A 23,783-nucleotide genomic window follows, 5' to 3' on the forward strand; every position below is an offset into this window, starting at 1 on the left:
ACAGTACCTATGAGGGCTTGAAACGTAGAGTCTCTCGATCCAGCGCCAGGGGCGAGGGTCGGTTTCGACAGTACCTATGAGGGCTTGAAACAGTGGTGAGGAAAGGATCGACCGTGGCGCGCTACGCGGTTTCGACAGTACCTATGAGGGCTTGAAACGGTGGTGAGGAAAGGATCGACCGTGGCGCGCTACGCGGTTTCGACCGTACCTATGAGGGCTTGAAACTCTGGGCGGCTCGTTCTCATGGCTCTGGATCGGGACGCGTTTCGACAGTACCTATGAGGGCTTGAAACGGTGGTGAGGAAAGGATCGACCGTGGCGCGCTACGCGGTTTCGACAGTACCTATGAGGGCTTGAAACTAGATATGCGCGTCACCGTCACCGTCACCAGCACCAGCGCCAGTTTCGACAGTACCTATGAGGGCTTGAAACTATATATGCGCGTCACCGTCACCGTCACCAGCACCAGCGCCAGTTTCGACAGTACCTATGAGGGCTTGAAACAACTCCCGACACGTCTACAACCTCCGCATAAGCTCGCGGTTTCGACAGTACCTATGAGGGCTTGAAACCAGTAACGAATTCCGCCGTCGTCAGCGTTGGTATCCGTTTCGACAGTACCTATGAGGGCTTGAAACCGCTCATGACGCTTGCGCTGGTCTTCATCGTAGAGAGTTTCGACAGTACCTATGAGGGCTTGAAACTCGATAACGAGCACGAACAACGCAAAGCAAAGCTTGCGTTTCGACAGTACCTATGAGGGCTTGAAACCTATCTGGGCCAGCTCAGCCTCGGTGAGAGTCCGGTTTCGACAGTACCTATGAGGGCTTGCAACGTCATAGAGGGACTGAGCTCCTAGGAGTTGACCGCGGCGTAGTGCGCTTGCGACCGTGTGTCTCAGAGCGCGCAGTGCCCTCTCGCCGCCGGTCTGCCGGCTGCCCGATCGCTCCGGCCAGCGGCTGTGCCTCTCCGGCCGTGCGCGGGCGCGCTTCGAGTTCGGAGTCCCTCTCGCACTCTCCTCATGTCCACGCGGTTCCAGCGAACGGCGCAAAAGGCGGGAACCACAGGCTTCCCGCCGGGCCTGTAGCATGGATGCTAGCGACCCCTGCCTGAGTCCGGCCCCTGACCGTACCCGCGCCGTGGGGCGCGACTCCCGGAGTCTCGATCCTCCCCAGGAGGAATGAATGCCAGAAAGGAGTCCTCATGCAGCTCGTCAACCTCACCCCGTATCGCGTCGTCCTGGCAGCCGAGGGCGGCGAGGTCACGCTCGAGGCGGCGGCAGTCCCGGCCCGCTCTCGCTTGGTCGTCGAAGCAGGCGAGGACGTCACGCTGGACGGCGTCACGCTCAAGACGATCACGTTCCGCCAGCGGGTCGACGGCCTGCCCGACCACCAGCCGGGCCTCGCCTACCTCGTGCTCTCCGGCGTGGCCTTCGCCGCCCAGGCAGCGGGCCGCGCCGTCGATGACCTGTTCCTCTTGGGCCCCGGCCCCCAGCGGCAGGCGACCGGCGGCACCGTCACGCTCACGACGCTGGTGCGGCTCGGCGCGCCGGAGTACCGCCGGTGAGCGTGGCGGTCGACCCCGCGCCGCGGTTCACCCCCAGCGCCTGGTCGCGCCAGCACCGGCGAGCGGCTGAACCGTGCCAGCGGACTTTTAATCCGCGGGCTGTGAGCGCCTCGGCATCGGCGGTGGCGCCTCGAGGCGAGGGTACGCTCCGCTGGTCACCGATGCCAGCGGTTTCTCCCTATTCCCGTGACCGCGCCCTCCCCGCCGAGCGCGTTGGCGCCTGTCGTGTCCAGCCATACACTTATCGCTATGGCTTCGGCCGCGGGGGCGCGGAAGCCTGGCACGATGGGATGGTCTGCGAATGGGGCTCGTCCGCGAAGCCCGGATCCTCAAGCACGGCGAACTGTTCGTCGTCAGCGACGAACGCGGCGACCTGCGCCGGCAACTGCCCGGCGCCGGCGTCTACTACCGCGATACCCGCTACCTTAGCGAGTACTGGCTCCTCTTGAACGGCGAGGAGCCGGAGCTCTTCGACTCCTCGGCCGAGCGCATCGCGAGCGGTATCTTCGAGTTCGGCAACGCCCTCTTCCGCTCCGAGGACGGCCACCACGTGCTGGCGCACACGATCAGCCTCCGGCGCTGCCGCTCCATCGACCAGTGGCTGGAAGAGGAGCTGCAGCTCCACAACTACAACCCCTTCCCGGTCACCGTCGAGCTGGCGCTGGTGCTGGCGGCCGACTTCCTCGATGTCTTCGAAGTGCGCGGGTTCCCGCGCGAGCGCCCGCGCGGGCGCATGCTTCTCCCCCGCCACCGCGGCCGCGAGCTGACGCTGGCCTACCGCGCGCCCGACGACCTGCTGCTCGAGACCGAGATCCGCTTCAGTCGCCCTCCGGACGAGCTGACGATCGAGCCGGGTACCGGCGACCTGGCCGAGCTGGTCATCCCGCGCATGCTTCTCCCCGGCCAGGATCAGCTCGTGCGCGCGCGAGGCGCGGCCAGGCCACCCCGCGTGTTCGCGGTGTTCCGGCTCCGCTTGCTGGCCCAGTCGAGCGAGCACATCACCATGCGCCTCGCCCCGCGACAACTGTTCCAGCGCCGCGAGGCGGCGCGTATCCCCGATGTCTCCATCATCGGCGAGGCCCCACAGGTCGAGGAGATCCAGTTCGCTCGCGTCCGCACCGACCATGAGGTGCTGAACCTCGTCCTCGATCGCAGCCTGCGCGACCTGCAGGCGCTGCTGACGCCGTTCCCCGGCGGGCGGCTGATCGCTGCCGGGATCCCCTGGTTCGTGGCCCCCTTCGGTCGCGACAGCCTCATTACCGCGCTGCAGATGATGATGTTCTCGCCTGAGCTGGCCCGCGATACGCTGCGCTTCCTGGCACAGTATCAGGGCAAGAAGGACGACGACTGGACGGAGGAGGAGCCCGGGAAGATCCTCCACGAGCTGCGCTTCGGCGAGATGGCCCGGCTGGGCGAGTCGCCCCACACGCCCTACTACGGCACCGTCGACGCCACCCCGCTCTTCGTCGTCACCTTCAGCGAGCTGATGGCCTGGTTCGGCAGCCCTCACCTGTTCGAGGAGTTCCTGCCAGCGGTCGAAGCCGCCGTCGGCTGGATCGAGCGGTACGGCGACCGGGATCGCGACGGCTTCGTCGACTACGGCCAGCGCTCGCGCCGTGGTCTGGTGCACCAGAACTGGAAGGACAGCCACAACTCGCTCCAGTTCCCTGACCAGAGCCCCATCACGGCGCCGATCGCGCCGGTGGAGGTGCAGGGCTACGTCTACCAGGCCAAGCTGGCCCTGGCCGACCTGCTGCAGCGCTACGGCGACGAGGCGCAGCGGATGCAGGCCGTGCGGCTCCGCAACGAGGCGAGGCAGCTTCAGGAGCGGTTTGAGCGCCGTTTCTGGATCGAGTCGGAAGGGTTCTACGGGCAGGCGATCGACGGCTCCGGCCGCCTGGTGCCGGCGATCAGCTCCAACCCGGGCCACTGCCTCTTCAGCGGCATCGTGCGCCCCGAGCGCGCTCCGCTGGTCGTCCGCCGGCTGCTGGCGCCCGATCTCTACTCGGGCTGGGGGATCCGGACGCTGAGCAGCGCGATGCCGCACTACAACCCGATGAGCTATCACAACGGGAGCGTCTGGCCGCACGACAACTCGCTGATCATCGCCGGGATGCGCCGCTATGGGTTCGATCGGGAGGTCTGCCAGCTCGTCACTGACCTGCTCGGAGTGGCCGCGGCCTTCCCGTACTATCGCCTCCCGGAGCTGTTCTGTGGCTTCGGCCGGGACGAGTCGGCCTGCATGATCCCGATCTCGTACCCGGTGAGCTGCAGCCCGCAGGCCTGGGCGGCAGGGACGATGCCGTTCCTCCTCCAGGTGCTGCTGGGGCCAGAGCCGCGGGCGGCCGACCGGCGCCTGATCCTGCGGCCAGTCTTCCCGGAGTGGTTGAACGAGGTCACGATCGAGGGGCTCTCCTTCGCCGGGCGCACGCTCAGCTTGCGTGTCCGCCGGCATCAGGAACGCTACGTCCTCGACTACCAGGCTGACCCGGATATCACGGTCGCGCTGGGGAGCGCGGTGCCGGTCGGGCGCGCGTAAGCTCCGGGCCGGCTCGCGTGTCGCCTGGGGCAGTGCGGCTACCCGCCTCGCGACGTCTCCAGCGGTGCACGGAGGGAGCAGATGGGATCGGTCGACACGCGGTGGCGGTGGGTCGTCTTCGTTCGCTCGGTGCTCTCGACGGTCGACAACCCCGGTGGGCCGCTCTTCCGCGCGCTCGGCAGAGAGCTGGTGCGCCGCGGGCAAGAGGCGCTGTTCCTCGAGGAGCGCGCCAACCCGTCGGTGCAGGCGCTCCTCCGGCAGCGGGGAGCGGCCGGCATGGCGGAACTGCGCGAGGGCTGGCCCGAGCTGGCCTACCAGACCTACGAGCGACGCTTCGGCGCCGACCTGGTCGAGTGGCTCGGCCGCACGCTCGCGACCGCTGACGTGGCGCTGGTCGAACTCGGCGTCGACCCGGCGCTCGCCCACTGGGTCGGCGAGCTGACGCGGCCCTACCTCCGCACCTATCTCCTCGACCTCATGCCCGACTCGCCGTCGCTCGCGGGCCTGCGCGGGCAGATCGATGCCTCGCGCTACTCGGGCGTCATCTGCTCGGCTGCCGTCGCGGCAGGCTACGAGGAGCGCCTGCCTGCCTCGCAGCTCGTCGTGGCCCCGATCGACCCAGCCGCGGAGCCTGCGGAGCATGGAGCAGCCGGGTTAGCCGACCTGCTGCTGGAGCTGCTCCGGGCGGCGCCACCGGCCGTCCCCTAGCTCGCCCTCGACAGGGGTGCGGGAATGCCTAGCCGGGAAGAGCGGTTTCTCTCTATGAGAGGAGGGAGGGAGTGCGGACACGTGCCGGAGTGGGCGGGTCACCGCCGAGCGCGACGCCGCACGCCTGCACTTCCTGGCTGCGGCGGACGAGGAGCGTGAATTCCTCCTCGGTCAGCGTGAAGGCGCGCCGGCAGTCCGGGCAGGTCACGACGAAGACGCAGTCGTTGCGCGTCTCGCACCACTCGGTGACGTCGCCGTACAATCCCTTCCCGCAGAGGTGTGCGAGTACCTGCTCGACGACGCGAGATGCCTCGTCCATCGGTGCCTCCTCTGCTGGCAGCTCTGCTGGTGATGGTCTATTCTCGCCAGCTTGGCGTGATTTGTCAAGTGCCGCGCGTATCAGGATGCGAGATAAGCGGTGAGCGAGACGACCACGGCCTGGCCCGAGGGGAGAGTAGTGGCGCTCGCCGGAGGGGTCGGGGGCGCGAAGCTGGCGCATGGGCTGCTGCTGGCCGGCCTGGACGACCGCCTCGACGTGGTCGTCAATACCGCCGATGACTTCCAGCTCTACGGCCTGCATATCTCCCCGGATCTGGACACGGTGATGTATACCCTGGCCGGCATCGCCAACCCGGCGACTGGCTGGGGGATCCTCGGCGATACCGCCGCGACCCTGGGCATGATCGGCCGCTATGGCCGCTCCACCTGGTTCTGGCTGGGAGACCGTGACCTCGCGACCCATATCCTGCGGACTGAGCGGCTGCGTGCCGGCACGCGGCTGACCGAGGTGACCGCGGAGCTGGCGACGGCGCTCGGTGTGACTGCCCGCATCCTGCCGATGTGCGACGAGCCGGTCGCGACGCTGGTCGAGACTCCGGCCGGCCTGCTGGAGTTCCAGGACTATTTCGTGCGACGGCGCCAGCAGGACACCGTGCTGGGGATCCGCTTCGAGGGTGTCGAGCATGCGCGCATGACCCAGGAAGTGGAGCGCGCGCTCGCCGAGGCCACGGCCATCATCCTCTGCCCGTCCAACCCGCTGGTCAGCATCGGCCCGATCCTGGCGGTGCCAGGATTCCGCGAGCGGCTTCGCGCGGCTGAGGTGCCGGTGGTGGCGGTCAGCCCGATCGTCGGCGGCCAGGCGCTCAAGGGGCCGGCCGACCGGATGCTGGCCTCGCTCGGCCACGAGGTCTCGCCGCTCGGGGTAGCCCGGCTGTACCAGGACTTTCTCGATGGTATCCTGATCGATCAACTGGACGACGAGCTGGCGCCGGCCATCGCCGAGATGGGGATCGCGGTGCAGGTCGCCGATACGGTCATGCGAACTGACGATGACCGCCGGCGGGTTGCCCGGGCGGTGCTCGACCTCGCCCGCGGGCTCGTGGAGGCGAGACGGCGGTGACGGCGCTGGCGGTCGTGCCGGTTCAGATGCTGGCACGGGCCAAGAGCCGGCTGGCGCAGCAGCTCGGCCCGGAGGCCCGCGAGGAGCTGATGGGCTGGCTGGTCGAGCGCCTGCTCCGCGAGTTGCAGGCGTCCCGCCGTGTCGGGCAGGTGCTCGTGGTGACGCCTGACCCGGCGGTGCTCGCCCTCGCCGAGGCGGCCGGCGCGGCCGGCCTGCTCCAGCCGGGTACCGGGCTGAACGCAGCCGTCGAGCTCGGCCAGCGCTTCGCGGTCGCTGGGGGTTGGGCACGCGTGGTGACGGTGCTCGCCGATCTGCCGCTGCTGGTGGCCGGCCATGTCGACCGGATGCTGGCGCTCGGGCGCGAGGGCAGCGTGGTGATCGCGCCGGATCGGCATGGGCTGGGGACGAACCTGCTCGCGCTCTGGCCGCCGGACGCGATCGTGCCGGCGTTCGGCCGGGCCAGCCGGGAGCAGCATCGCCGGGCCGCGTGGGAGATGGGCCTGAGCGTGCTGGAGTTCTGGTCGGCCGGCACTGCTGTCGACCTGGACACGCCGGAGGATCTCGACGAGCTCGTCGAGCGCTGGGGTTGGAGACCGGATCGGTGGCTTACCGGGAAGGGGGTGACTGGATGGCGGAGCGGAACAGCCGGGTGACGAGCTGGGGCGTGCTGGTGGTGGCGCTCGGCGCCTCGCTGTGGGCGGTCGATGCGCCGATCCGCAAGCCGCTGACCGACGTGCTGCCGGCGACGTCGATCGTGTTCGCTGAGCATCTGTTCCTGGCGCTCTATTCGCTTCCGATGGTTATCGCCGCGCGGCGCGTCTTCTCTCAGCTCCGGCTGAGCGGCTGGCTGGCGCTCCTCGCGATCGCCTGGGGAGGCTCCGGGCTGGCGACGGTGCTCTTCACCCAGGCGTTCAAGGTAGGCAACCCGACGACGGCGATCTTGCTGCAGAAGCTCCAGCCGATGATCGCGGTGCTGCTCGCCGCGCTGATCCTCAAGGAGCGGCTGCCGCGACTCTACTGGCCCTGCTTCGCGGTGGCCCTGGTGGGAGCGTATCTGGTGTCATTCGGGCGCCAGGCGCTCGAGCCGTTCTGGCGGCTGCCGCAAGACCGAGTGCTCACCGCCGTGCTGGCGGTGAGCGCGGCGGCCCTCTGGGGCGGATCGACGGTGTTCGGCCGCTACCTGCTGCACGGGATCAGCTTCCCGACGCTGGCCGCCGCGCGCTTCCTCTTCGCGCTGCCGTTCCTGGCCGCGCTGGCAGCCGTTCAGGGCGTGTTCACGACGACCTTCGAGGTGGGGCTGGCCCAGGAGCCTGTGCGGCTGTTCATCTTGGCGCTCGTCCCCGGCCTGCTCGCCATGCTCATCTACTATCTGGGGCTGAGCCGGACGCGGGCCTCGTACGCCACGCTAGCCGAGCTCAGTTATCCGGCCGCGGCCGTCATCGTGAACTGGTTCGCCTTGGATGCCCGCGTGGATGCGGTACAGGTGCTGGGTTTCGTGCTGCTCTGGTCAGCCATCACCGCGCTGACCTGGATCCCGTCGCCGCGACCGGCCGCTGAGGCGCAGCCGGTCACCACGTGAGGGTGAAGGTGTGGAGGATCGCCGGGCCACGCTGGCCCTGCCAGGCGAGCGCAAGCTCGACCTGCCGGAACTGATCCGCGGCCGGCGCTCGGTCCGACGGATGCGCCCCGATCCGGTTCCCCCGGAGGCGATCGAGGCGGTCATCGAGGCGGCAGCCTGGGCGCCCTCGCCGCACGGGGCGCAGCCCTGGCGCTTCGTCGTCCTGACGAACCCGGAGCGCAAGCGCGCGCTGGCTGACGCGATGGCGGACACCTGGGAGCGCCAGCTCGCGCTGGACGGTCAGGACTCCGAGACGATCGCCAAGCGGCTGGCCGGCTCCCGGCGGCGACTGCTCGAGGCCCCGGCGCTGATCCTGATCTGCCTCTACCTGGTCGATCTCGATCGTTACCCGGATCCCGAGCGCCAGGCTGCCGAGACGACGATGGCGATCCAGAGCCTGGGCGCGGCCGCGCAGAACCTGCTGCTGATGGCCTACCGGTTGGGCCTGGATACCGGCTGGATGTGCGCGCCGCTCTTCTGCCCGGAGGTGGTGCGGGACACGCTCGGGTTGCCTACCGACCTAATCCCGCACGCGCTGATCACCTTAGGCTACGCCGCGGCCGATCCGAACCGGCGATCGCGTCGCCCGCTCAGCGAGCTGATCGCGCGCTGGGAGTGAGCCGAAGCGACGCGCGCTCGTCACCCGCGTGGCGGAGGGGTGAAGCATCCGGGCTCGGGCAGAAGCACGGGTGAGCGCTGGCCAACGGGAGGCTGTTCGCGAGATGGTCGCCCGGCTCCTGGTAGGCGCGCTGCTGGTTCGTCCCGCACTGCTCGCCTTCGCCGCGATTCTCCTCGCGCTCGCGGCGTGCAGCCCCGTGCCCACCACCCCAGCGGCGGCACCGCGTGCCTCAGCCGGAACCGCGGCGGCCGGGACACCTCCGCCGGTCGGCCGGGCGGTGGCTCCGGCGCCCTCGCCGGTCACCTCTGGAGGCGACGCCCCTTCTCCAGGAACGAGCGCGCTCCCACCCGGCGTCGCCGGAGAGTCCGCGACGGTCGTCGAGGTGATCGACGGCGACACCGTCACCGTGCAGGTCGACGGCCGGCGCGCCGTCGTGCGGCTGATCGGGGTCGATGCTCCGGAGTCGAGTGGCCCCTATACCACGCCGGAGTGCTACGCCGCCGAGGCGACGGCCACGCTCCGGGATCTGCTGGCTCGCTCTGGCTGGCAGGTCGTGCTCGAGCGCGACCGGAGCGAGGTGGACGCGTACGACCGGCTGCTCCGCTACCTCTGGGCGCCGGTCGACGACGGCTGGGTGCTGCTGAACGAGGAGCTGGTGCGGCAGGGCGCGGCGGTCGCGCGGCGTTACCCGCCGGACGTGAAGTACGCCGAGCGACTGGAGGCGGCCCAACGGGAGGCCCAGGCTGCCGGTGCCGGGCTCTGGGGTGCCTGCCAGCAAGCCGCTCCCGCGACACCGGCCATCCCTGCGCCGGTCGCGCCGCCAGCCCCGAGCTCCGGAACCGAGCGCCAAGGGTGCGATGCCGCCTATCCCGACGTCTGCATCCCTCCCCCGCCGCCGGATCTCGACTGCTCCGACGTGCCCTACCGGCGCTTCCGCGTGCTGCCGCCCGACCCGCACCGCTTCGACCGCGAGGGCGATGGCCTGGGCTGCGAGGGCTGAGAGCCGGGGCTTGCTCTCCCTTCAGGCATCGGCAAGGATAGAGGCGTTGGACTGTCTTCCCGCGCGAGGAAGGCGATGGAGCGCAGCGCGTTCGAGCTCGAGCCGGTTCCGCCCTTCCGGCTCGATCTGACAGCCTGGATCCTGCGCCGCCGGCCGGACAACGTCGTCGATCGCTGGGACAGCCAGGTCTACCGGCGCGTGCTGGCGCTCGACGACGTGCCAGTCGAGGTGGCCGCCTGTCAAATCGGGCCGCCAGAGACGCCCAGGCTGGCGGTGGAGCTTGCGGCCGAGCGCTTGCCTCCACGGGCCGAGGAGCGCGCCGGCGAGCTGCTCTCACGGATGCTGGGCCTCCAGGTCGACCTCGAGGGCTTCTACCGGCTCGCCGCCGGAGACCCGCGGCTCGGCCCGCTGGTCGAGCGCTTCCGCGGCGCGAAGCCGACCCGGCACCCGGCGGTCTTCGAGGCGCTGGTGAACGCGATCGCGTGCCAGCAGGTCACCCTGACGCTCGGTATCCAGATCCTGAACCGGCTAGCGCTCGCGTTCGGCCCCCGATGCGATGGCGGGGACGGCTCGTACCCGGCCTTCCCACGCCCGGCTGACCTGGCCGGGTTGGAGCCGGCGGCGCTGCGAGCCCTGGGCTTCAGCCGGCAGAAGGCCGAGGCGATCCTCTCGCTGGCCGAGCGGGTGGTGGCTGGAGACCTGTGCCTGGACGAGTTGGAGCAGTTGGGAGATGTGGCGGCCGGGGAGCGCCTGCGCGCACTACGGGGCGTGGGCCGCTGGACAGCCGAGTACGTGCTGCTGCGAGGCCTGGGGCGCCTGCACGTGTTTCCCGGCGACGACGTGGGTGGCCAGCGCAACCTGCGGCGGTGGCTCGGCCTGGACGGGCCGCTGAGCTACGACCGGGTGCGCGCTCTCTTGGAACCCTGGCAAGCCTACGGCGGCCTGCTCTACTACCACCTGCTGCTGCAGCGGCTCGAGGAGCGGGGCGTGCGGTGACCGGCCCGAAGAGTTCTCCTAAGGAAGGTCTCGTCGTCCTCACCGTCGGCCACTCGACGCGCCCGCTGGAGGAGTTCATCGGACTCCTCCAGGCGCACGGGGTGACGCTCCTCGCCGATGTGCGGACAGTGCCGCGCTCGCGCCGCAACCCGCAGTTCAACCGCGAGACCTTGCCCGGGTCGCTGGCCGCGGCCGGGATCGGATACCGGCACGTGCCCGGCCTGGGCGGGCTCCGCCGGCCGCGCCCGGATTCGCGGAATCTGGCCTGGGAGAACGAGGGCTTCCGCGGCTTCGCCGACTACATGGGCACGCCAGAGTTCGAGGCGGCGCTCGACGAGCTGCTGGAGCTGGCCAGCCGCGAGCGGGTGGCGATCATGTGCGCCGAGTCGGTGCCCTGGCGCTGCCACCGCTCGCTCATCGCCGACGCGCTGGTAGCGCGGGGAGTGGCCGTCGAGCACATCCTCGGCCCGGCCCGCCGCCAGCCGCACACGCTGACCCGCTTCGCCCGCGTCGAGGGCGGTCGGGTCAGCTATCCGGCTACTTGACGCGCAGCTCGCTGGTCGCTGCGGCTCAGCCGCGGCTCAGCGTCCGCTCGGCGATCGACACCACGTCGGGGTACGGGTTGTAGCCGAGCGAGGCGCCCTCGTAGCGGTAGAGCAAGTCGCCCCGGCGCACGAGCAGGACGGCGACGATGAAGGTCGTGCCGTCGCTCTCCGCGGTGCCCTGGAGCGCCACGGTCTCGTCGCCCAGCGGTTGGGTGCTGACCTCGGTCAGGTTCCACCCCTGGCGCGACCTCGTCGTTTCGAGCTGGAAGCGCAGCGCCTCGCTGGTCGATTCGGGAGACCCGTAACGGCTTACCTGGGCGCGGAAGATGATCATCCGCTGCATCGCGTCGTTGACGCCCGGCGAGGGGATGGAGAACTCTCGGTAGGCGGAGCCGGCGAAGCCCCACTGCTGGAGCCGGTCGAGGTGCGCGTCGGGGTCAGGGTAGTTGGCCGCGATCTCCGGGGCGGTGACATCCGGATCCTCGTAGTCGAGCGCGAACCCGGACGGGAGGTCGGCCAGTCCGGGCAGGCGGTCGAGCAGGCTGGCCGGTGGGGCGGCGGTGGCGCCAGGGGTGCCGGGGATCTCCGCAGGGGTGGGCGTGGGGAGCGGCGGGGGAGCGACTGCGGGAGCGCTGGCCGGCCGGGCGGCGGTGGCGGTGGCCTGGACGGCTGCGACCGCGGTGAGCTCAGCGCTGCGGGTGGCGGTCGCGGCGGGGTTGGCTGGCTGCCTGGCCTGGCAGGCGGCCAGCAGGATCGCGCTGAGCAGGAGCAGCAGGCGCATCGTCGCCCTTCCGTGCTCGGGGTACCGCTACACCGGAGGCCATCTTACCCTGCAGTGCGCCGGCCCGCACCCGAGCCGCGGCGATCGCTCACCCTCGCCGGGCTACTGGGCCGCGGTTGTACAGCCGGCGCCGCGGGTTATTGGGGACGCAGAAGGACGGAGATAGCACCCCACCCACGAGGGCAGCGGGCGACGACAGGTGGCTCTCCAACGCATGGCGGGGGTGGGTTCAGCACCTGATCCTATCGTGCTGTAGGGGTGACCGGTCAGTCGCCCCTACCGTGTATGTAGCCAACCTTCGGCAATAGGGAGATCGCTAGCTGAGGGATACCGCTCAGCCCCTGCCGTAGGCGTGCCGGCAGCAAGCCGCACTTCCGTCACCGCTGGGGGGGGGGTGGCTCTCCACTCACTTGGAAGGTTGGGCAGGACATCGGCGCTGACAGGCTCGTCGCCGTCGGCCACCGGACGCCGAGGGCATCGCCGATCCCCTCCTCCGCCATACGAGGCCCGGGGTTCTCCTGCTAAAGTCTTATGCCAACCTGAGGCTACCTCTCGGACAGCACCTCTTCCGCCAGTGCCCGCGCGACGGCATGGTGTTCGCGCCAGGCATGCCAGACCTGCTCGGCCCACTGCCGCACCAAGCGGATGTGCTCCTCCGGGGATGCAGCCAGCGCCACATCGTAGGTCGTCAGCCACTCGCGTTCGCGGGGCGGTTCCAGGTGTGGCCAGGCGCCACGAGCGGCCAGCCGCTGCATCGCCGGACGGATTCGTTCCGGCGGCAGACCCCGCTCGAGCGCCAGGTACAGCCCCACCAGGTGGATACACACCGACTTGTCGGGGTGAGGGCCACCGGCGTGCTGGACGGCGTACGTATCCACCGTGAGCTGGTGTACCCGCCTGAGGATGGCCGGGTTCTCGAACTCGCGTGCTTCGATCTCTCCGAAGAGCGACCAGCACTCCGGCGACGCGTTGAAGTAGTGGTCATACGACCGATCGCTTCGCGGCATCTCCAGCCCGCAGCCCGGGCAAACACGCGTCTCGACCATCAGCTCGCTCCTTGACAGGAAACGTGCGACCGGGCTGGGCACTCGCCAGGCTGTGATCCCGTCCCGCGTCCCCGGCCATGCCCACTCGCCCTGGACTCTCGTGCTTCGGGGCTCAGGCACGCTTCGAGCGGAACGCCTTGAGCACCTTCACCTCGCCGGCCTGGCCTGCTACCAACCTTCGGTAGTCGCCGGACTCCACCGGGCACAGCGCGACTCGGCCCTCGTCGTCGAAGAGCAATCCCCAGCCGTACTGCTTCGCTAACGGAGAGGAACGCAGGCAAGCTTGTGGGCGGGAGAAGAACTCCTCGTGGAGCCGGGCGATCTCCTGCTCGGGTACGTCCTCGAGCCCCTGCCGGGCGAGCCAAGTGGCGAAGAGCACGTCCTCCTGCGTGTACCGGTAGGGATGGGCCGCGAGCAGCTCGTACTGGATCCTCGCCACCGTCTTCCTCTCGCCGCGGTCGGGTGGTACCACGCTGTGAGATACCGGACAGTCGTCCGCGACGGCGATCAGGGTGCGGTAGTAGTTCATTGGATACGACAGCTCCTTTCGGTGAGGCGCTCTTCCACCCCTGATCCTCAGCGCCGGCGCACCCGGGGGCACTAGTTCGGCTTCATCGCCAGGGCATGGATTTTCGCCAGCGTAGCCCAGTTGCGGGTCGTCACCGCGTCGCCGAGCGTCCGGTTCACAGCCTCCATGACGCGGCTGGCCATGACGCCCTCCGGGCACCAGAGGTAGGCGACGCGCCTGCCGAGAGCCAGCGCTTCTGGTGCCCACTCCCGCTCTGCCAGCGGCTCCAGCCGGGCGCGGTCCGCCGGGTCTGCGAGGACGGCCACGAGCAACCGCGATGGGTCGTCGGCGATGCCGGTGAGCGGGTTGTCGCGAATGATCTCGTCCAGCTCCGTCGACGTGAGGGCGAGCACCCGTGCCGGAACGCCGAGCTGTGTCTCCAGCGCATGCTCGATGCGAGCAGCGGCCTCGCGGGGCGACACGGTGGGCGCGGTGAAGACCACATTGCCGCTGTTCAGCACCGTCTGCACGCCACTGTAGCCGAGCCCCTCCACGAGCGCGCGTAGCTCGCTCATCGCGACCCGCTTGGCCCGGCCCACGTTGATGCCGCGGATCAACGCGACCCCGCGATCATCGCTCATTTGGCTATCCTCCGCCGCGATCAACACCCTACCTGGGCAAACTCGCGTGGGTATCGTACCAGCCCCTCGACCTCGCGCAGGATGCCCGTTTGCAGCTCCAGTGCCATGAAGGCGTCACCTGCCCCGTATTCATTGCCCAGCCGGTAGGTGCTCGCCGGCACGAATCCGAACCGCCGGTAATACCGCGGGTCGCCGAGCAGCACGACGAAGCCGTAGCCGCTCGCCCGGCAGGCTTCCAGCCCCTCGCGGACCAGCCGGGAGCCGGTGCCTTTCCGCTGGTGCGCGGGTAGCACCCCGATCGGCCCGAGCGCGAGTCCCTGGATCCGCTCAGCGGGTGTGGGATGAATCGTGACGGGCGAGAATGCCAAGTGGCCCACGACCAGCCCCTCGTGGATCGCGACGAGCGAGAAGGTCATCCTGCCGGCCCGGCGGAGCAACTCCACCAGATACGCCTCGTTGGGGCTCGGGTAGAACGCCTCCAGGTGTACGGTTCGGATCGCAGCGCGCTCCACCGGTCGCTCAGCGCGGATCTCGACTGTCACTGTCGACCTCCCGGCGGCGGCAGATCCTAATCAGATTTCTTAGGAACGCCGGCTGGCGAGCACGAGGGCGTCATCTGCCCTGCTCCGGCGGAGGGGTGCCTGGCGACATCTGCGCGTTGCCCTCGCTCAGGTTCTCCACGATCCGCCGGAGGACTCGTACGGCTGTGAGGTAGTCGGACTCGCTCACACCCTGGACGGCCCGCCAGCGGATCTGGTGCTGGGTCGCGAGTGCCTCCGCATGGACCTGGCGGCCACGATCGGTGAGCCGGTAAGCGGCCGTGCCTCGCTCGCTTTCGATAAGTTCTCGCCCAGCCAGGTGGGAGATCTGCTCCGCGAGCGACTCGGCGCTGGCGAAGGGACGCAACAGCTCGGCGAGCTGCTCGTGCGTCGTCGTGCCGGCCTCGTGCAGCGCATTGACGATCTGCCAGCCGGTACGCGAGAGCCCGTTGGCTGCCTGCGCCTGATCGATCCGGGCGGTAAGGGCCTCATCGGCTTGCTCGATCCGGGAGCCGATCGGGAGCTGCGGTTGCTGTCGCTCGGACATGACGCGTCGATTCCTCTCGTTGGGTCGTGGCGTGGGAGATGACTTCATTCAGGCGCGGCCACTGATAGGGCTTGAGTATAGCAAGGGGAAGGTTCGATCTCGCGTGTCGTCCGCCGCCTTGTCGTGTCCTGCGTCAGGTGCTGAACGCTTTTCGAGCCTCGCGAGCATTCCCGGGGAGCAGCGCGGTCGATTGACCAGGGAGCGGGCCGGGCCTACACTGGCGACGACGCGGATCAGGCTACAGGGCTATCGGGGAAGGCGATGAGCGGGCAGCGCGCAGAGATCTCCTCTGGAGAGCGAACCGTCACGTGGATCCAGGCAGCCGAGACGGCCGAGGCGTACGTGGAGGCTTTGATTGCTCAGCAGGTATCCTGCCTCTTCCTGAATCCCGGCACCGACACCTTCCCGATTCAGGAAGCAGTGGCCAAGCGCCAGGCTCTCGGGCGGCCGGTGCCGAAGGTCGTGCTCTGCCCCTTCGAGATCACTGCCCTGGCCGGCGCGCACGGCTACTACGCGGCGACCGGCCGCCCACAGGCGGTGCTGGTGCACGTCGACGTCGGGACGCAGAACCTCGGCTCCATGTTGCACAACGCGCAGCGCGGCCGCGCGGCGGTCGTCATCTCGGCCGGCCGGGCACCCTATACCATCGACCGCGAGGTGCGCGGCGCTCGCGACTCGTACATCCACTGGCTGCAGGAGCAGATGGATCAGCACGGGATCGTGCGCAACTACACCAAGTGGGACTACGAGCTGAGGCGCCCGGATCAGGTCGGCGAGGTTATCGTCCGGGCGTTCCAGATCGCGGCCAGTGATCCGCCTGGCCCGGTCTACCTGACGCTGCCGCGCGAGGTGCTGATGGCTTCTCCCGGTGACGTGCGGATCTATCGCCCGGAACGCTTTCCCCCGGCCCGGATCGGTGCCGGTGATCCTGAGGCGCTACACGAGGTGGCGCGGCTGCTGGTGCAGGCCGAGCGACCAGTGGTACTGACTGGGAGCAGCGGTCGCACCCGAGGAGGCTTCGAGGGGTTGCTGCGCCTCGCCGAGCTGCTCGCTCTGCCGGTGGCTGAGTGGCGCGACCGCGTGAATTTCCCGGCCGATCACCCGCTGTATCAGGGGTATGCCGCTGATGCGCTGCTCCGCTCGGCCGACGTCGTCCTCATCCTGGATCACGATGTTCCCTATATCCCCACCCGAACCAGCGTTGCGCCCGAGGCGACCGTCGTCCAGGTCGACCTCGACCCGGTCAAGGAGCGGGTACCGCTCTGGACGTTCCCGGTGGATCTACCCGTTCGGGCCGACACCGCGCGGGCACTCGACGTGATCGCGGGCTACGCTGGCGAGCTGCTCACCGACGCCGACCGGCGGCGGGTCGAGAGCCGGCGAGTCGAATTGGCGACCAGCTATGCCCGGCTGCGCGACGAGTGGAACCGCTCGGCGCTGGAGCAGGCGAGCGCCCGGCCGATCGCGCCAGAGTGGCTCGGCTACTGCCTGGAGCAGCTTCGTCGCAAGGCTCCCGAGCTGATCTTCGTTGTAGAGGCGGTCACGAACGGGGCGACGATCGCGCGTCAGGTTCAAGTGGCTGAGTTCGGCACCTGGTTCCAAAGCGGCGGCTCGGGACTCGGCTGGGGCATCGGGGCGGCGGTTGGCATTAAGCTGGCCCACCCAGATCGCCCAGTCGCGGCCGTGGTGGGCGACGGGTCGTTCCTCTTCGGCGCCCCGGTGGCCACGCTGTGGACTGCGCTGACGAGCGGGGCGCCGGTGCTCGTCGTGATCTGCAACAATGCCTGCTACAACGCGACGAAGCAGCCATTGATCGCCGCCTATCCCGAGGGATACTCCGTGCGGCTGGACCGCTATGTGGGGATCGACCTCGAGCCGGCCCCGCGCTACGACATCCTGGCAGCGTCGGTCGGGGCATACGGTGAGCGGGTCGAAGATCCGGCCGAGATCCTGCCGGCACTGGAGCGCGGGCTCGCACGCGTGCGGGATGGACAGTCAGCCGTGCTCGACGTGATCCTGGCGCATCCGTAAACAGAACGCGCGCGATGCTATCCGCTGCCAACCGCCGCGGTCTCTAGTGAGCGAGCTGGTACGGCCCGTCCACGAACTCGAGCACCAGGATGAAGCGCCGCTCATCGGGCCCCGATCCTTCCCAGTAGTACGGGTCATCCGGTGAGCAGCGCCAGGAGATCTTGCTAGCGATGCTGGTGCCGAGGACGTCCTCCGCGAGGAACCGGAGGGCTCCATCGCGCGAGGTGAAGACGCCGATAACTGAACACCGATCGATCCGTGGCCACTCCTGCGTGAGTACCCAGACGGCCGTGCCTGCCGGCGCGTAGTGCGATCGATCCATTCATCTCCCCGCTGTTACGACTTGATCGGACCCAACTGGTCCGCGGTCGGCTCTGCTCAGCAGAACCACGATTCGGTGAGGCGTGGCGGTGGAGGGCGATGCCCACGCCGCGGTGGTTCTGCTGGTATTGCGACTCCCGCAGCCTCGCAGGCGAGCGCCCGCACGGCCGCGAAGGTCGTGTGGCTGCTCCAGCCCTCACGCGTTGCCTGCTCCACCAGCGTTGCCACCTGTTGCTGCAGGCGATCGACTCGCGGGTCAGGGTGCGTCCAGGTGTAGGTGAAGCTGGCCTCGTCGAGCGGGCCGATCCACTCGGCGGCGTCCGGCCGGTCGAGCAGCGCCGAACCCGGCGGCACCAGCAGCCGGATCGAGAAGTGTACCGGATCCACATGCTCGATCAACCCCTGCTCCTCGATGAAGTCGAGCAGTTCCAGATAGTCCTCGAGCGTGGTCCAGGGGGTAAAGGGAAGCAGAGAGGGGCGCATGGCGATGCCAGCCTCGTCCAGCACGCGCAGCGCCTCGACGATATCGGCCTTGCGGTGACCCTTGTCGATCTTCTCCAGCACCAGGTCGCTGACCGATTCGACGGCCGAGACGACGAAGACGCATCCCAGCCGCCGGAATTCGGGGAAGAGCTCGCGGTGACGCAGGATATGCTCGATCCGGGTCGTGAAGTCGAAGGTGACCTCCGGGAACTCCTCGTGCAGCGCCTGGCAGATGCGCAGGCTATGCGTGGGACCGTTGAGGAAGTCCGGATCGCCGAAGGTGATGTGGCGCGCTCCCTGGCGTACCTGCCGGCGGATATCGGCCAGCACCACCTGGCGAGGGATGGCGAAAAAGCGGCCCCGATACAGCGGGACGATCGGGCAGTGCAGGCAGGTATGGTGGCAGCCGCGGGTTGTCTCGGTATAGCCAGCCGGTACGATACGGCCGTCCATGACCAGGTGGGCGTAGTGGCGCGGCGGCGGCAGATCGGAGCGGTCAGGCTCCGGGAAGTCGATCCGGGCCAGTGATGGGCCTGCCCGGTGGACACGATCGCTGACGCCGGGGACTGGGCCTGGATCGCCGCGCTCGAGCGCCTGGATCAGGGCCAGTAGCGGAGCCTCGTACTCGCCGCCGATGACGAAGTCGGCCCACTCGCGCAGCAGGTACTCGGCGTTCAGCCAGGCGTAGAGGCCGTAGAAGCAGAGCAGCGCGTCCGGGTTCCGGCGCCTAACGCGCGCGGCCAGCTCGACACCGAGCCGGAGCGCGGTGTGCATCGGCACCGAGATGGCGACCAGCCGCGCGGCGGCGATGGCCGCGTCGTCCGGTGGGGCCACCGCCGCGTCGACGGCGACAGGCCGGTAGCCGGCGCGACGCAGGTAGGCCAGTGGGAAAGCCAGGTTGAGCGGCTGGTGGCCCAGTTCGTAGCAGGAGAGCAGCAGGATCGCTCCCGGCTCCTTGAGATCCAGCGGAGCTGGCCGAGGTGTCACCCTCGGCAGGCTCTGGCTCTCCGCATAGGTGATTGCCGCCGGCAGCGAGGCCATGCGCGCTCCCAGAGAACAACCGCTCCCAGTCTCCAAGGGTAGCAGCCGGCTGGGACCAGGTACAGCCCGCTCAGACTGGGATGCCGGGGCTGAATTCTTCTTCGGTGATGGCCGCGTCGCCTCCGGAGTATCCGGCCGCGGCACCATCGGCCCGCCAGCAGGCACCCCCGCGGAGTAGCCCGGTCTCGGGATCGATGAGGATGCCGTTCATCCCGCCGGCTACCTTCGGCACGACCTGCACGGTATGCCCGCGGCGCTCCAGGTCGGCCATCAGCTCCGGCAGGCGGTCGTACCCGCGCTCCAGCTCCAAAACCGGCCCGCGGTCGAAGAGCCTGGGTGCCTCCATAGCCTCCTGCACGCTCATGCCGAAGTCGATGACGTTCAGGATCGCTTGCAGGACCGAGCCGAAGATGCGCACCCCGCCAGGAGTGCCGATCGCCAGCAGTGGTTTCCCATCCTTGAGGACGATGGTGGGCGACATCGAGGAGAGGATGCGCTTGCCGGGAGCGATCGAGTTGGTGCGGCCCGGCGTCGGATCCATCAGCTTCATGCAGTTGTTGAGGAGCATCCCGGTGCCTGGCACTGTCACCTTCGACCCGAAGGCGCCGTTCAGAGTCTGGGTAGCCGAGACCATGTTCCCTTCGGCGTCCACGGCGCAGCAGTGGGTCGTGCAGGTGCCCTCACCGTCCGGCGCGATCCCAGCCGCGTACTGCTGCGCTCGCCCCATGTCGATCTGCGCTCGTCGCTCGGCAGCGTAGTCTTTGGAGGTGAGCCACTCCACCGGCACCTGCACCCGTTCAGGGTCGGCGAGGTAGCGGGCGCGATCGGCAAAGGCGATCTTCATGGTCTCGGCGATCAGATGCACGGTATCAGGTGTGCCGAAGCCCAGCGTGGGCAGGTCGAACCCTTCCAGGATGTTGAGCATCTGGACGATGTGGACGCCGCCGGAAGAGGCCGGCCCCATCGAGACGATCTCATAGCCACGGTACGTGCCGCGCACCGGCTCTCGCTCGTAGACGCGGTAGCGAGCCAGGTCGTCGAGCGTGATCAGCCCGCCGTTGGCTGCCATGTCGCGCGCGACGACCTGGCCGAGCTGACCTCCGTACAGGTGCCCAGCGCCCTCGGTGCCGACCCGCTCGAGGGTAGCCGCGTACTCGACGCGGCGGAGGACGGAGCCAGCGGCAGCCGGTCTGCCTCCTGGGAGGAAGATCTCGGCTGAGGCGGGGAAGCGACTCAGCGCGGCCTCGCACAGGCGGATGAAGCCGTGCAGTTAGGGGCTGACCCAGAAGCCCTGGCGCGCGTAGCGCACCGCCGGCTCCACCACGACGGCGAGTGGGAGACGGCCATAGCGCTCGAGCGCCGTCGTCCAGCCCAGCAGGCTGCCCGGCGTGGCCACTGCCAGGTACCCGGTGTCGTTCAGGCCGCCCTCGACCTCGTTGTCCAGCGAGCCAGGGATCGGCACGTACATGTCCTCGCGCGCCGCCAGCGGAACGACGGCATAGTCGTCGATCGTGGTCAGCGTGCCGTCGGCGAGCCGGATGGTGAGGAAGCCGGCCCCGAAGATCGAGACCATCATCGGCTCGACGACCGAGAGCGCGAACAGCGTCGCCACCGCCGCGTCGATCGCGTTGCCGCCCCGTATCAGCATCTCGACGCCGGCCAGCGATGCCAGGGGATGGTTGGAGGTCACCATCCCCAGCGAGGCGACCGCCTCGCGCTTGAGGGTCGGCCTGCCGGTGCCGAAGCCCACTCCCATGATGCCTGATCGCCTCCCTCCCTCGACCCGAAGCTGCGCCAGCGCACGATACCGCGCCTTCTGGGCGAGAGCAAGATCGCGCAGTGCCTCGGGACGAGTCATTCGCCGGGACTGGCCGGGACTGCCGAGCGAGCGCTGATCTGCTCGAGGGGATCGCGTTTGGTAGAGCCGCAGCGATCGCGACGCTGCTGGCCCCGTTCGGCCCTCCCTGGCCCTGCTCCAGGGCCCTTCCCGCCGAAAACTGCTCCATCCAGTCGCCTGTATCGTTCAGTCCTCATCACAGACCGGTCTTCCGGGCGTGCCATGAGATCGCCTGGTAGCCGCGGTGGTACGATGGCAGCAGTCGTGGGCAGGTGCATGCGCAAGATGGAGATCGCTGATGGGTGAGGCGACGCGGACTAGGCCATCGAGGCGGGCACGGGAACTGCCGCCCTCGCCGATCCGAGCGCTCGCGCCGCTCGCCGAGGCGGCGAAGCAGCGAGGCGTGCGCGTGCTTCATCTCAACATCGGCCAGCCAGACTTGCCGCCACCGCCGTGCGTGCTGGAAGCGCTGGCGGAGGCTCGCCGGCTGCCGCTGGTGTACGCGCCGGCCCGTGGGCTGCCGGAGACCGTCGACGCGTGGTGTGCGTACTACCGCCGGCAGGGGATCGAGATCGAGCCGGCGGAAGTGCTGGTCACCTCCGGCGCCAGCGAGGCGCTCTGGCTGGCGCTGCTGGCGACGACCGACCCCGGCGACGAGGTGCTGGTGCCCGAGCCGTTCTACGCGCCCTACCAGGGGCTACTCGCGGCGGCGGGCCTGCGCCTGGTTCCTGTTCCGCCCGGCCCGAGCCTCGGGCCGCCCGATCCGGTCGAGCTGAGGGCGAGGGTCACTCCTCGTACCCGGGCTATCCTGCTCTGCAGCCCGGCGAACCCGTCCGGTGCCGTCTGGGATCGGGCGGCGTTGGCGGCGGCCGGCGAGCTGGCCCGCCAGGCTGGTCTCTATCTCCTCTCCGACGAGACCTACCGGGAGATCGTGTTCGATGGGCCGCGGGCGACCAGCGTGCTCGAGCTGCCGGGCCTCGAAGAGCACGCCCTGGTGATCGACAGCTTGTCGAAGCGGTTCAACGTCTGCGGTCTCCGTATCGGTGCCTTGGCGACCCGCAACCGCGCGGTGATGGCAGCGGCGCTGGAGCTGGCCGAGCTTCGGCTGGCGCTGCCGGTCATCGACCAGCTTGCAGTCACCGGAGCATTGGCTGCCCCGCGCCCCTACGTGGATCAGGTCGTAGCGGCCTACCGTGCCAGGCGCGACGCTGTGCTGGCGGCGCTCGCGGCCGTTCCGGGGGTCGAGGCCCACCGGCCCGGTGGGGCGTTCTACATCGTGGCACGGCTACCGGTGGACGACGCTGAGCGCTTCGCCGCCTGGCTCCTGGCTGAGTTCGAGCACCGGGGCGAGACCGTGATGGTCACGCCGATGCGCAGCTTCTACGCCACGCCGGGCGCTGGTCGCGACGAAGTGCGCCTGGCCCTGGTACACGCACCGGAGACCCTGGCCCGGGCGGTCGAGATCCTGGCCGCCGGCCTGGCGGCCTACCCCGGGCGCAACAGCCGAACTCATAGCTGAAGGCTATCTCACACCGTCCGAGAAGGTGGGCTAGATCCTTGTATGGGACTTACGGAACATGATTGATATGCTTCACGTGATCACTCAGGGCGGGTAGCAGGACGAGAAACTAGTTCGCAGAAATTCTCGTCAAGCCTATCGACCGCCTGCGATGAGCATCAGCATATAATATGTTGCTCGTTAGGCGCGCTCGCATCGCACGCTTGTATGCTGGTGATGCAAACTCCAGGACGCAGCCATGGCCGAAACCATCAACATCTATTGCGACGAGAGTTGTCACCTGGAACACGATAGGCAGCCCATCATGGTTCTCGGAGCGGTGTGGTGCCCGTTGGACAGGACACGCGAGATCGCGCAGCGAATTCGTGAAATCAAGATGCGGCACGGCCTGCCAGCGCATTTCGAGATCAAATGGGGCAAGGTTTCTCCAGCTCTGAAGCACTTCTACCTCGATGTCCTGGACTATTTCTTTGACGATGACGATCTCCACTTTCGAGCTCTCGTGGCAATGGACAAGGCTATTCTGCGGCACGATGAGTTTAAGCAAGATCATGATACTTGGTACTATAAGATGTATTTCGATATGCTGAAAGTCCTCTTCGACCCTTCGTTTCGTTATCGCATCTATCTGGATTACAAGGATACACACGGAAATAAAAAAATAAGGAGACTCCATGATGTTTTATGCAATAATATGTATGACTTTCGGCGTGAAATTATCGAGCGCGTCCAGGCAGTCCGGTCGCATGAAGTTGAACAAGTGCAATTGGCTGATCTGCTGACCGGGATCGTGAGCTACGCAAATCGGAAGCTGACCAGCAGTTCTGCAAAGATCACCTTGGTTGAGCGGATGCGGGAGCGATCTGGATATAGCCTAACACGCTCTACACTTCTGGCTGAGAAGAAGGTAAATGTATTTTGTTGGACGCCGAGGGCGAGCCGTGGTTTCGGAGAATGATACCAGCTGGCTTCCTCCGTTAGTTCGTCTTGAGGATTTTGGGGGTAATTGGGAACGGTACGTTTCAAAGGTCTATGCTTACTTCTACGAGGACTTCGTCCGTTCACGGCCAACGTTCTTGGGTACTCCATGTCGAATCGATTCAAGACGGGAGAAAGACGGGAGAGAGTCGACCTTCTGGCATCTCATATCTGAGGGAAGTATCGAACCGGAGCGAAGACCCGATCTGCGGCGTTGTGAGCGTATTCGCTGGATACGCCCCATGATCGAGGCAGCGTCGTGTAATCGTGTAAAGTGGTGGAAAAATGACCGAAAAGGCCAGAAACGAATTGTCATAGCTATCGAAGATTTCAGTTACGTGGTTGTTCTTGCCGAGCGCAGAAGCTACGTCTTGCTGTGGACTGCTTACTGTGTGGAGCACCTGCGTCGACGCCAGCAGCTTGAGAAGGAATACGAGACTTGGAAAACAACAGGCGCCGCCTCGACAGACGACGCCGATGCTCCTTCCACACATGGTGGATGAGCTACTACCATTATCGGC

At 68.0% G+C, this 23,783-nt stretch carries 23 protein-coding genes, 1 pseudogene and 1 CRISPR repeat array; of the genes and pseudogenes, 14 read left to right on the plus strand and 10 right to left on the minus strand.

What is annotated here, in order from left to right; genetic code table 11:
- Nucleotides 1-61 precede the first annotated feature (61 nt).
- Nucleotides 62-835: direct repeats of the CRISPR family, unit length 30 nt; unit sequence GTTTCGACAGTACCTATGAGGGCTTGAAAC.
- A 368-nt stretch (nucleotides 836-1,203) separates the two neighbouring features.
- The 3 genes from NET02_RS14785 (at nucleotide 1,204) to NET02_RS14795 (ending at nucleotide 4,813) form a co-directional block, all read left to right on the plus strand.
- The gene (locus tag NET02_RS14785) at nucleotides 1,204-1,566 is read left to right on the plus strand and encodes a hypothetical protein (protein WP_284058202.1); all 363 of its coding nucleotides are present in this window, start codon (nucleotides 1,204-1,206) and stop codon (nucleotides 1,564-1,566) included.
- Nucleotides 1,567-1,867: 301 nt separating this feature from the next.
- Nucleotides 1,868-4,105, plus strand: coding sequence for an amylo-alpha-1,6-glucosidase (locus NET02_RS14790; protein ID WP_284058203.1), 2,238 nt, complete (start codon nucleotides 1,868-1,870; stop codon nucleotides 4,103-4,105).
- A gap of 81 nt (nucleotides 4,106-4,186) precedes the next feature.
- Entirely contained in the window at nucleotides 4,187-4,813 is a 627-nt protein-coding gene (locus NET02_RS14795) for a hypothetical protein (protein WP_284058204.1), read from the plus strand.
- Between the two features lie 52 nt (nucleotides 4,814-4,865).
- Here the strand turns inward: NET02_RS14795 and NET02_RS14800 are convergent, their stop codons facing one another.
- A complete protein-coding gene (locus NET02_RS14800; protein ID WP_284058205.1) occupies nucleotides 4,866-5,132 on the minus strand; it encodes a hypothetical protein in 267 nt (88 codons plus the stop codon).
- A 99-nt stretch (nucleotides 5,133-5,231) separates the two neighbouring features.
- Here NET02_RS14800 and cofD point away from each other — a divergent pair, with 99 nt between their 5' ends.
- The 7 genes from cofD to NET02_RS14835 all read left to right on the plus strand — a co-directional run bounded on the left by cofD (nucleotide 5,232) and on the right by NET02_RS14835 (nucleotide 10,990).
- Nucleotides 5,232-6,212, plus strand: a complete 981-nt coding sequence (gene cofD, locus NET02_RS14805; RefSeq protein WP_284058206.1) for a 2-phospho-L-lactate transferase — start codon at nucleotides 5,232-5,234, stop codon at nucleotides 6,210-6,212.
- On the plus strand, nucleotides 6,209-6,865 hold the full coding sequence (gene cofC / locus NET02_RS14810) for a 2-phospho-L-lactate guanylyltransferase (RefSeq protein WP_284058207.1): 657 nt from the start codon (nucleotides 6,209-6,211) through the stop codon (nucleotides 6,863-6,865). Before cofD ends, cofC begins: the two co-directional genes overlap by 4 nt.
- Complete coding sequence (locus tag NET02_RS14815) at nucleotides 6,841-7,791, plus strand: DMT family transporter (RefSeq protein WP_284058208.1); 951 nt, start codon at nucleotides 6,841-6,843, stop codon at nucleotides 7,789-7,791. Before cofC ends, NET02_RS14815 begins: the two co-directional genes overlap by 25 nt.
- Before the next feature lie 10 nt (nucleotides 7,792-7,801).
- Nucleotides 7,802-8,449 carry a nitroreductase family protein gene (locus tag NET02_RS14820; RefSeq protein ID WP_284058209.1) on the plus strand — a complete coding sequence of 216 codons (648 nt, stop codon included), beginning with the start codon at nucleotides 7,802-7,804 and terminating at the stop codon, nucleotides 8,447-8,449.
- Nucleotides 8,450-8,552: 103 nt separating this feature from the next.
- Nucleotides 8,553-9,449 carry a thermonuclease family protein gene (locus NET02_RS14825; protein WP_284058210.1) on the plus strand — a complete coding sequence of 299 codons (897 nt, stop codon included), beginning with the start codon at nucleotides 8,553-8,555 and terminating at the stop codon, nucleotides 9,447-9,449.
- A gap of 75 nt (nucleotides 9,450-9,524) precedes the next feature.
- Nucleotides 9,525-10,445, plus strand: coding sequence for a DNA-3-methyladenine glycosylase 2 (locus tag NET02_RS14830; RefSeq protein WP_284058211.1), 921 nt, complete (start codon nucleotides 9,525-9,527; stop codon nucleotides 10,443-10,445).
- A complete protein-coding gene (locus tag NET02_RS14835) occupies nucleotides 10,442-10,990 on the plus strand; it encodes a DUF488 domain-containing protein (RefSeq protein WP_284058212.1) in 549 nt (182 codons plus the stop codon). The genes NET02_RS14830 and NET02_RS14835 overlap by 4 nt, the downstream gene beginning before the upstream one ends.
- Before the next feature lie 25 nt (nucleotides 10,991-11,015).
- Here the strand turns inward: NET02_RS14835 and NET02_RS14840 are convergent, their stop codons facing one another.
- The 6 genes from NET02_RS14840 to NET02_RS14865 all read right to left on the minus strand — a co-directional run bounded on the left by NET02_RS14840 (nucleotide 11,016) and on the right by NET02_RS14865 (nucleotide 15,052).
- Entirely contained in the window at nucleotides 11,016-11,771 is a 756-nt protein-coding gene (locus NET02_RS14840) for a hypothetical protein (RefSeq protein WP_284058213.1), read from the minus strand.
- A gap of 545 nt (nucleotides 11,772-12,316) precedes the next feature.
- Entirely contained in the window at nucleotides 12,317-12,817 is a 501-nt protein-coding gene (locus tag NET02_RS14845) for a DUF5946 family protein (RefSeq protein WP_284058214.1), read from the minus strand.
- 112 nt (nucleotides 12,818-12,929) lie between these two features.
- Entirely contained in the window at nucleotides 12,930-13,346 is a 417-nt protein-coding gene (locus NET02_RS14850) for a DUF6157 family protein (protein WP_284058215.1), read from the minus strand.
- Nucleotides 13,347-13,417: 71 nt separating this feature from the next.
- Nucleotides 13,418-13,966 carry a DUF1697 domain-containing protein gene (locus NET02_RS14855; protein WP_284058216.1) on the minus strand — a complete coding sequence of 183 codons (549 nt, stop codon included), beginning with the start codon at nucleotides 13,964-13,966 and terminating at the stop codon, nucleotides 13,418-13,420.
- Nucleotides 13,967-13,986: 20 nt separating this feature from the next.
- Nucleotides 13,987-14,508: a GNAT family N-acetyltransferase gene (locus NET02_RS14860; protein ID WP_284058217.1), complete on the minus strand. Its 522-nt coding sequence runs from the start codon at nucleotides 14,506-14,508 to the stop codon at nucleotides 13,987-13,989.
- A gap of 70 nt (nucleotides 14,509-14,578) precedes the next feature.
- On the minus strand, nucleotides 14,579-15,052 hold the full coding sequence (locus NET02_RS14865; RefSeq protein WP_284058218.1) for a MarR family winged helix-turn-helix transcriptional regulator: 474 nt from the start codon (nucleotides 15,050-15,052) through the stop codon (nucleotides 14,579-14,581).
- 261 nt (nucleotides 15,053-15,313) lie between these two features.
- On the opposite strand from NET02_RS14865, the gene NET02_RS14870 reads away from it, so the two are divergent.
- A complete protein-coding gene (locus NET02_RS14870) occupies nucleotides 15,314-17,083 on the plus strand; it encodes a thiamine pyrophosphate-requiring protein (RefSeq protein ID WP_284058219.1) in 1,770 nt (589 codons plus the stop codon).
- 43 nt (nucleotides 17,084-17,126) lie between these two features.
- Here NET02_RS14870 and NET02_RS14875 read toward each other — a convergent pair whose 3' ends face one another.
- The 3 genes and pseudogenes from NET02_RS14875 to ggt all read right to left on the minus strand — a co-directional run bounded on the left by NET02_RS14875 (nucleotide 17,127) and on the right by ggt (nucleotide 20,786).
- On the minus strand, nucleotides 17,127-17,405 hold the full coding sequence (locus tag NET02_RS14875; RefSeq protein ID WP_284058220.1) for a hypothetical protein: 279 nt from the start codon (nucleotides 17,403-17,405) through the stop codon (nucleotides 17,127-17,129).
- Nucleotides 17,406-17,461: 56 nt separating this feature from the next.
- Nucleotides 17,462-18,928, minus strand: coding sequence for a CUAEP/CCAEP-tail radical SAM (seleno)protein (locus NET02_RS14880; protein ID WP_284058221.1), 1,467 nt, complete (start codon nucleotides 18,926-18,928; stop codon nucleotides 17,462-17,464).
- Between the two features lie 70 nt (nucleotides 18,929-18,998).
- Nucleotides 18,999-20,786: pseudogene (gene ggt, locus NET02_RS14885) on the minus strand (gamma-glutamyltransferase).
- A gap of 277 nt (nucleotides 20,787-21,063) precedes the next feature.
- On the opposite strand from ggt, the gene NET02_RS14890 reads away from it, so the two are divergent.
- The 3 genes from NET02_RS14890 (at nucleotide 21,064) to NET02_RS14900 (ending at nucleotide 23,765) form a co-directional block, all read left to right on the plus strand.
- Nucleotides 21,064-22,284, plus strand: a complete 1,221-nt coding sequence (locus tag NET02_RS14890) for a pyridoxal phosphate-dependent aminotransferase (protein ID WP_284058222.1) — start codon at nucleotides 21,064-21,066, stop codon at nucleotides 22,282-22,284.
- 238 nt (nucleotides 22,285-22,522) lie between these two features.
- Nucleotides 22,523-23,242 carry a DUF3800 domain-containing protein gene (locus NET02_RS14895; RefSeq protein ID WP_284058223.1) on the plus strand — a complete coding sequence of 240 codons (720 nt, stop codon included), beginning with the start codon at nucleotides 22,523-22,525 and terminating at the stop codon, nucleotides 23,240-23,242.
- A 262-nt stretch (nucleotides 23,243-23,504) separates the two neighbouring features.
- Nucleotides 23,505-23,765, plus strand: coding sequence for a hypothetical protein (locus tag NET02_RS14900; RefSeq protein WP_284058224.1), 261 nt, complete (start codon nucleotides 23,505-23,507; stop codon nucleotides 23,763-23,765).
- Nucleotides 23,766-23,783 lie beyond the last annotated feature (18 nt).

This window comes from Thermalbibacter longus (assembly GCF_023806485.1).
Taxonomy (GTDB): domain Bacteria; phylum Chloroflexota; class Chloroflexia; order Thermomicrobiales; family Thermomicrobiaceae; genus Thermalbibacter; species Thermalbibacter longus.

Excerpts from the sequence above, each read along its gene's own strand:
- NET02_RS14785 (WP_284058202.1), top strand. The coding sequence starts at position 1,204 with ATGCAGCTCGTCAACCTCACCCCGTATCGCGTCGTCCTGGCAGCCGAG.
- NET02_RS14790 (WP_284058203.1), top strand. The coding sequence starts at position 1,868 with ATGGGGCTCGTCCGCGAAGCCCGGATCCTCAAGCACGGCGAACTGTTC.
- NET02_RS14795 (WP_284058204.1), top strand. The coding sequence starts at position 4,187 with ATGGGATCGGTCGACACGCGGTGGCGGTGGGTCGTCTTCGTTCGCTCG.
- NET02_RS14800 (WP_284058205.1), bottom strand. The coding sequence starts at position 5,132 with ATGGACGAGGCATCTCGCGTCGTCGAGCAGGTACTCGCACACCTCTGC.
- NET02_RS14815 (WP_284058208.1), top strand. The coding sequence starts at position 6,841 with ATGGCGGAGCGGAACAGCCGGGTGACGAGCTGGGGCGTGCTGGTGGTG.
- NET02_RS14825 (WP_284058210.1), top strand. The coding sequence starts at position 8,553 with ATGGTCGCCCGGCTCCTGGTAGGCGCGCTGCTGGTTCGTCCCGCACTG.
- NET02_RS14830 (WP_284058211.1), top strand. The coding sequence starts at position 9,525 with ATGGAGCGCAGCGCGTTCGAGCTCGAGCCGGTTCCGCCCTTCCGGCTC.
- NET02_RS14840 (WP_284058213.1), bottom strand. The coding sequence starts at position 11,771 with ATGCGCCTGCTGCTCCTGCTCAGCGCGATCCTGCTGGCCGCCTGCCAG.
- NET02_RS14845 (WP_284058214.1), bottom strand. The coding sequence starts at position 12,817 with ATGGTCGAGACGCGTGTTTGCCCGGGCTGCGGGCTGGAGATGCCGCGA.
- NET02_RS14850 (WP_284058215.1), bottom strand. The coding sequence starts at position 13,346 with ATGAACTACTACCGCACCCTGATCGCCGTCGCGGACGACTGTCCGGTA.
- NET02_RS14855 (WP_284058216.1), bottom strand. The coding sequence starts at position 13,966 with ATGAGCGATGATCGCGGGGTCGCGTTGATCCGCGGCATCAACGTGGGC.
- NET02_RS14865 (WP_284058218.1), bottom strand. The coding sequence starts at position 15,052 with ATGTCCGAGCGACAGCAACCGCAGCTCCCGATCGGCTCCCGGATCGAG.
- NET02_RS14870 (WP_284058219.1), top strand. The coding sequence starts at position 15,314 with ATGAGCGGGCAGCGCGCAGAGATCTCCTCTGGAGAGCGAACCGTCACG.
- NET02_RS14875 (WP_284058220.1), bottom strand. The coding sequence starts at position 17,405 with ATGGATCGATCGCACTACGCGCCGGCAGGCACGGCCGTCTGGGTACTC.
- NET02_RS14880 (WP_284058221.1), bottom strand. The coding sequence starts at position 18,928 with ATGGCCTCGCTGCCGGCGGCAATCACCTATGCGGAGAGCCAGAGCCTG.
- NET02_RS14890 (WP_284058222.1), top strand. The coding sequence starts at position 21,064 with ATGGGTGAGGCGACGCGGACTAGGCCATCGAGGCGGGCACGGGAACTG.
- NET02_RS14895 (WP_284058223.1), top strand. The coding sequence starts at position 22,523 with ATGGCCGAAACCATCAACATCTATTGCGACGAGAGTTGTCACCTGGAA.
- NET02_RS14900 (WP_284058224.1), top strand. The coding sequence starts at position 23,505 with ATGATCGAGGCAGCGTCGTGTAATCGTGTAAAGTGGTGGAAAAATGAC.